Genomic DNA, 6,412 nt, shown 5'->3' with positions numbered 1-6,412 from the left:
GGCCACGCCTGCGCCAACCACCGCCGCGCCCACCGCACCCGCCGTCGCCCCGGTCACGCCAGTGGCCCCCGCAGCCGGTGAAGGCCAGGTGTCCATCCAGTTCACCGCCGATTGCTGGACCCAGGTCACCGACGGCAACGGCAAGGTGCTGTTCAGTGGTCTCAAGCGCAAGGGCGACAGTACGTCCATCAATGGCAAGCCACCTTTTGCCGTACGCCTGGGTTATGCCCGTGGCGCGCAGGTCAGCTACAACGGCCAGCCGGTCGATGTGGCTCCGTTCACCAGTGGCGAGACCGCTCGCCTGAAGTTGGGTCAATAAGTCATGCACGGCGAATCTCCTATCAAGCGTCGCGAATCCCGAAAGATCTGGGTCGGCAACGTGCCCGTGGGCGGCGATGCTCCTATCGCTGTGCAGAGCATGACCAACAGCGACACCAACGACGTGGCCGCCACGGTCGCGCAGATCAACCGCCTGGAAGCCGCCGGTGTCGACATCGTACGGGTGTCGGTGCCGGACATGGACGCCGCCGAAGCGTTCGGCAGGATCAAGCAACAGGTCAAGGTGCCGTTGGTGGCCGACATCCACTTCGACTACCGCATTGCCCTGCGCGTGGCCGAGCTGGGCGTGGATTGCCTGCGCATCAACCCGGGCAACATCGGCCGTGAAGACCGTGTGCGCGCCGTGGTGGATGCCGCCCGCGACCGTGGCATCCCGATCCGCATCGGGGTGAACGCCGGTTCCCTGGAAAAAGACCTGCAGAAGAAATACGGCGAACCGACCCCGGCGGCGCTGGTGGAATCGGCCCTGCGTCACGTCGAGCACCTCGAACGCCTGAATTTCCAGGACTTCAAGGTCAGCGTGAAGGCCTCCGACGTGTTCATGGCCGTCGAAGCCTACCGCCTGCTGGCCAAGGAAATCGTCCAGCCGCTGCACCTGGGCATCACCGAAGCGGGCGGGTTGCGCTCGGGCACGGTGAAATCCGCCGTCGGCCTCGGTATGCTGCTCGCCGAAGGGATTGGCGATACCATCCGCATCTCGTTGGCGGCGGACCCGGTCGAGGAAGTGAAAGTCGGCTACGACATCCTCAAGTCCCTGCACCTGCGTTCCCGTGGCATCAACTTCATCGCCTGCCCGAGCTGCTCGCGGCAGAACTTCGATGTGGTCAAGACCATGAACGAGCTGGAAGGGCGTCTGGAAGACCTGCTGGTGCCGCTGGATGTCGCGGTGATCGGTTGCGTGGTCAACGGGCCGGGCGAAGCCAAGGAGGCCCATATCGGCCTCACCGGCGGTACGCCGAACCTGATTTACATCGACGGCAAGCCGTCGCAGAAATTGACGAATGACAATCTGGTGGATGAGCTGGAACGGCTGATCCGCGAGAAAGCGGCCGAGAAGGTCGAGGCCGACGCCGCGGTCATCGCGCGCGGCTGATCGAACGAATTAAGGAAAACCTGTGAGCAAGTCCCTGCAAGCCATTCGTGGCATGAACGACATCCTGCCCGAGCAGACGCCCCTGTGGCGCTATTTCGAGGGCACCGTGGCGCGTTTGCTGGATAACTACGGTTACCGCCAGATCCGCATGCCGATCGTCGAGTTCACCGAGCTGTTCAAGCGCTCCATCGGTGAAGTGACCGACATCGTCGAAAAAGAGATGTACACCTTCGACGACCGCAACGGCGACTCGCTGACCCTGCGCCCCGAAGGCACGGCGGCGTGCGTGCGGGCGGTGCTCGAGCACGGCATCACCGGTGGCGGCCAGGTGCAGAAGCTCTGGTACATCGGCCCGATGTTCCGTCACGAGCGCCCGCAGAAGGGCCGCTATCGCCAGTTCCACCAGATTGGCCTGGAGGTGTTCAACCTCGACGGCCCGGACATCGACGCCGAGCTGATCGTCATGACCTGGCGCCTGTGGGGCGAGCTGGGGCTGCGTGACGCGGTCAAGCTCGAGCTCAACAGCCTGGGCACCAGCGAGTCCCGTGGCCGCTACCGTGAAGCGCTGGTGGAGTTTCTTTCCGCGCACCTGGACAAGCTCGACGAAGACAGCCAGCGCCGCCTGAAGACCAATCCGCTGCGCGTGCTCGACACCAAGAATGCCGACACCCAGGCGATCCTGGTCGACGCGCCGAAAATGGCCGACTACCTCGACGACGAATCCCGTGCGCACTTCGAAGGGCTGAAGGCGCGCCTCGACGCCGTCGGCATTCCCTACGTGATCAATCCCAAGCTGGTTCGCGGCCTGGATTACTACAGCAAGACCGTGTTCGAGTGGGTCACCGACAAGCTCGGCGCCCAGGGCACCGTGTGTGCCGGCGGCCGTTACGACGGGCTGGTGGAACAGATGGGCGGCAAGCCGACCCCGGGCGTGGGCTTTGCCATGGGCATCGAGCGCCTGGTGCTGATGCTTGAAGCCTTGGACAAGGTCCCCGAAGAGCTGTCCCGGCAGGTCGACGTCTACCTGTGCGCGTTCGGCGAAGCGGCCGAACTGGCGGCGCTGGCCCTGAGCGAACGGGTCCGCGACCAGTTGCCCAACCTGCGCCTGCAGATCAACGCCGGCGCCGGCAGCTTCAAGAGCCAGTTCAAGAAAGCCGACAAGAGCGGTGCACTGTATGCGCTGATCCTCGGTGACGACGAACTGGCCCAACAAGTGGTAGGTTTCAAACCCCTGCGTGGCCAGGGCGAACAACAAAGCATTGCCTGGGATGCGCTTGCCGCACACCTGGCCACCTGCGTCGTGCAGGGTTGAAGCTGTCAAACAGCCGATTTAGCGATTAAGGAGTATTGGGGTGTCGAGTACCGAAGATGAACAGCTGGCGGATTTGAAGGACTGGTGGACGCGCAACGGCAAGCCGCTGGTCACTGGCGGCCTGTTGGCGCTGGTCATCGTGTTCGGCTGGCAGGCCTACCAGAAATACCAGAGCAACCAGTCGCAAGGCGCCTCGATGCTCTATCAGCAATTGCTGGAAACCACCCTGACGCCAGACGGCAAGCCTGACGCCGCCCGCGTGGCGGACCTGGCCGGCAAGCTCAACAGCGAGTTCGGCGGCACCGCCTATGCGCAGTACGGTCGCCTGTTCGTGGCCAAGGTCGCCGTGGACAACGGCAAGCTGGACGACGCCGCCACCGAACTCAAGGGCATTGTCGACAAGCCGGCCAACGCGACCCTGGGCGAAGTGGCGCGCCAGCGCCTGGCGCAGGTGCTGGCGGCGCAGAACAAGACCGAGGACGCCCTGAAGCTGCTCGACGGCGATGCCGACAAAGCCTTCCTGGCAACTCGCGAAGAACTCAAGGGCGACCTGCTGGTACAGCTGGGCCGCACCGATGAGGCCCATGCGGCCTACCAAAAAGCCAAGGCTGCGCTGTCGGATGAAGCCGCGGTCGGTGGCCTGCAAATCAAGCTGGACGACCTGGCCAAAGGGGATGCGTGACGTGATCCGTTGGAAACATGCAGCATTGCTGGCCCTGGCCGTTCTGGCCGCGGGTTGCAGCAGCAACAGCAAGAAAGAACTGCCTCCGGCCGAACTGACCGATTTCAAGGAAGAAGTCGTGCTGCAGAAGCAATGGAGCCGTTCCATTGGCGAAGGCCAGGGCGAAACCTACAACATGCTGGTGCCGGCCATCGATGGCGACACGATCTACGCCGGTGACGTCACCGGGGAAGTGTTCGCGTTGGATCGCATGAACGGCGACGTGAAGTGGGAAAAGGATCTCGAACTGCCCGTCTCCGGCGCCGTGGGCGTGGGCTACGGGCTGGTCATGATCGGCACGCTCAAGGGTGAGATCGTCGCCCTCGACGCCAGCAATGGCGAAGAGAAATGGCGCGCCCGTGTGACCAGCGAGGTGCTGGCACCGCCGGCCACCAACGGTGACGTGGTCGTGGTCCAGACCCAGGATGACCGCCTGATCGGCCTGGATGCCGCCACCGGCAACCAGCGCTGGGTGTATGACAGCACCCCGGCGGTACTGACCCTGCGCGGCACCAGCGCGCCGGTCGTCACCAACCGCCTCGCGGTGGCCGGGTTGTCGACCGGTAAAGTGGTCGCCCTGGACATCTCCAATGGCGTGCCGGTGTGGGAACAGCGTGTAGCCGTCCCGCAAGGCCGTTCGGAACTGGAGCGCGTGGTCGACATCGACGGCGGCCTGCTGCTGTCCGGCGGTACGCTGTACGTCGCCAGCTACCAGGGGCGCGTCGCGGCACTGGACCTGGAAAGCGGTCGCCCGCTGTGGCAACGCGATGCGTCCAGCTACGCCGGTGTCGCCCAAGGGTTCGGCAGCGTCTACGTGAGCCTGTCCTCGGGCACGGTCGAAGGCGTCGACGAGCGTTCCACCACCGCGTTGTGGAGCAACGACTCCCTGGCGCGTCGCCAGTTGTCGGCCCCGGAAGTGTTCTCCAGCTACGTTGCAGTGGGTGACCTGGAAGGTTACCTGCACCTGCTCAGCCAGGTAGACGGCCGTTTCGTCGGCCGTGAGCGCATCGACAGCGATGGCCTGCGGGCGCGTCCGCTGGTGGTGGGCAACATGATCTATGTGTATGGCAACAGCGGCAAGTTGGAAGCCCTGACCATCAAGTAAGACTATGCTTGGGGCTAATCCCCCAAGCGGCCTTGTTCACAAGGTTTGCAGGGCTTGCACAGACTGCCCCGAGCACCAGCCGCTGCCTCGCAGCGGCTTTTGTATTTTCTGAAATAACGCAGTGGAGAGCCGCATGGTTCCCGTAATCGCCCTGGTGGGCCGACCGAACGTCGGCAAGTCCACCTTGTTCAACCGCCTGACCAGGACTCGCGACGCCATCGTCGGCGACTTGTCCGGTCTGACCCGTGATCGCCAATACGGTGAGGCCAAGTGGCAAGGGCGTACCTATATCCTGGTCGACACCGGCGGCATCTCCGGTGATGAACACGGCATGGACGAAAAAATGGCCGAGCAGTCGCTGCTCGCCATCGAAGAAGCCGATGTGGTGCTGTTCCTGGTAGACGCCAAGGCCGGTTTTACCGCCGCCGACCAGATGATCGCCGAGCATTTGCGCAAACGTAACAAGCGTTCCCACGTGGTGGCCAACAAGGTCGACAACATCGACCCGGACATGGCCCGCGCCGAATTCGCGCCGTTGGGCATGGGCCAGGCGATCCCGATCGCCGGTGCCCATGGTCGCGGCATCAGCCAGTTGCTGGAAATCGCCCTGGCGGACTTCCCGAAGGACGATGAAGACGAGCCGGAAGAGGGCGAGGAGGAAATCGTCGCCGAGGGTGAGGAAGCCAAGCGCATTCCGGGCCCGAGCGAAAAAGACGGGATCAAGATCGCCATCATCGGCCGTCCCAACGTGGGCAAGTCGACCCTGGTCAACCGCATGCTCGGCGAAGACCGGGTGATCGTGTACGACCAGCCCGGCACCACCCGCGACAGCATCTACATTCCCTTTGAACGTAACGAAGAGAAGTACACGCTGATCGACACCGCCGGTGTGCGCAAGCGCGGCAAGATCCACGAGGAAGTCGAGAAGTTCTCCGTGGTCAAGACCTTGCAGGCGATCAAGGACGCCAACGTGGTGATCTTCGTGATGGACGCCCGCGAGGGCGTGGTCGACCACGACCTGAACCTGCTGGGCTTCGCCCTGGAAGCCGGGCGTGCGTTGGTCATCGCGATCAACAAGTGGGACGGCATGACGCCGAGCGAGCGGGATTTCGTGAAGGTCGAATTGCAGCGCCGGCTGTTCTTCGTCGACTTCGCCGACATCCACTTCATCTCGGCCCTGCACGGCACGGGCGTGGGCAACCTCTACGCGTCGGTGCAGAACTCGTTCAAGTCGGCGGTCACCCGCTGGCCGACCAACCGCCTGACCCAGATCCTCGAGGACGCCGTCGGCGAGCACGCGCCACCGATGGTCAACAACCGCCGGATCAAGCTGCGTTACGCTCACCTGGGTGGCGCCAACCCGCCGATCATCGTGATCCACGGTAACCAGATCGAGAAGGTGCCCAAGTCCTACGTCCGCTACCTGGAAAACACCTATCGCCGTGTCCTGAAGCTGGTCGGTACGCCGATCCGTATCGAGTTCAAGGGTGGCGAGAACCCGTACGAAGGCAACAAGAACACGCTCACCGACCGCCAGGTCAACAAGAAGCGCCGCTTGATGTCGCACCACAAGAAGGCCGACAAGAAGCGCCGCGACAAGCGCTGATCTGCTGGTCACTGTGGGGGCTTTGCCCACAGTGACCAAATGACAGCACACAGAATCCTGTGGCGAGGGGATTTATCCCCGCTGGGTTGCGAAGCAGCCCTAAAATCGGCAACTCGGTGTGTCAGGCAGGCTGAGTCCAATGCTTGGGGTTGCTGCGCAACCCAGCGGGGATAAATCCCCTCGCCACAAGGTTTGGTTTCAGGCTGGGTGTTATGTAATTGAGTGATATCGGGTGC

6 protein-coding genes are annotated in these 6,412 nt (G+C 63.3%); all 6 read left to right on the top strand.

The genetic code is table 11. From position 1 onward, the window contains the following. Positions 1–319 (top strand): DUF4115 domain-containing protein (locus tag Q6A48_RS24065; RefSeq protein ID WP_304556903.1); only part of this gene is annotated, 319 nt, incomplete at its 5' end. Between the two features lie 3 nt (positions 320–322). Further along, the gene (gene ispG / locus Q6A48_RS24060) at positions 323–1,432 is read left to right on the top strand and encodes a flavodoxin-dependent (E)-4-hydroxy-3-methylbut-2-enyl-diphosphate synthase (protein ID WP_304556902.1); all 1,110 of its coding nucleotides are present in this window, start codon (positions 323–325) and stop codon (positions 1,430–1,432) included. A gap of 22 nt (positions 1,433–1,454) precedes the next feature. Continuing rightward, complete coding sequence (gene hisS, locus Q6A48_RS24055; protein ID WP_304556901.1) at positions 1,455–2,744, top strand: histidine--tRNA ligase; 1,290 nt, start codon at positions 1,455–1,457, stop codon at positions 2,742–2,744. Positions 2,745–2,784: 40 nt separating this feature from the next. Continuing rightward, complete coding sequence (locus tag Q6A48_RS24050) at positions 2,785–3,426, top strand: tetratricopeptide repeat protein (RefSeq protein ID WP_304556900.1); 642 nt, start codon at positions 2,785–2,787, stop codon at positions 3,424–3,426. Further along, on the top strand, positions 3,419–4,570 hold the full coding sequence (gene bamB, locus Q6A48_RS24045; RefSeq protein WP_304556899.1) for an outer membrane protein assembly factor BamB: 1,152 nt from the start codon (positions 3,419–3,421) through the stop codon (positions 4,568–4,570). Before Q6A48_RS24050 ends, bamB begins: the two co-directional genes overlap by 8 nt. Positions 4,571–4,703: 133 nt before the next feature. Continuing rightward, a complete protein-coding gene (gene der, locus Q6A48_RS24040) occupies positions 4,704–6,176 on the top strand; it encodes a ribosome biogenesis GTPase Der (RefSeq protein ID WP_042727987.1) in 1,473 nt (490 codons plus the stop codon). Positions 6,177–6,412 lie beyond the last annotated feature (236 nt).

The organism is Pseudomonas citrullilanati (assembly GCF_030580855.1).
Classification (GTDB): domain Bacteria; phylum Pseudomonadota; class Gammaproteobacteria; order Pseudomonadales; family Pseudomonadaceae; genus Aquipseudomonas; species Aquipseudomonas citrulli.
Note: the sequence above shows the minus strand (reverse complement) of the source record. Positions and strands in the feature narration are given on the sequence as shown.

Bases quoted from the DNA above. Each gene is read 5' to 3' on its own strand.
- ispG (WP_304556902.1), top strand. From the start codon at position 323: ATGCACGGCGAATCTCCTATCAAGCGTCGCGAATCCCGAAAGATCTGG.
- bamB (WP_304556899.1), top strand. From the start codon at position 3,419: ATGCGTGACGTGATCCGTTGGAAACATGCAGCATTGCTGGCCCTGGCC.
- der (WP_042727987.1), top strand. From the start codon at position 4,704: ATGGTTCCCGTAATCGCCCTGGTGGGCCGACCGAACGTCGGCAAGTCC.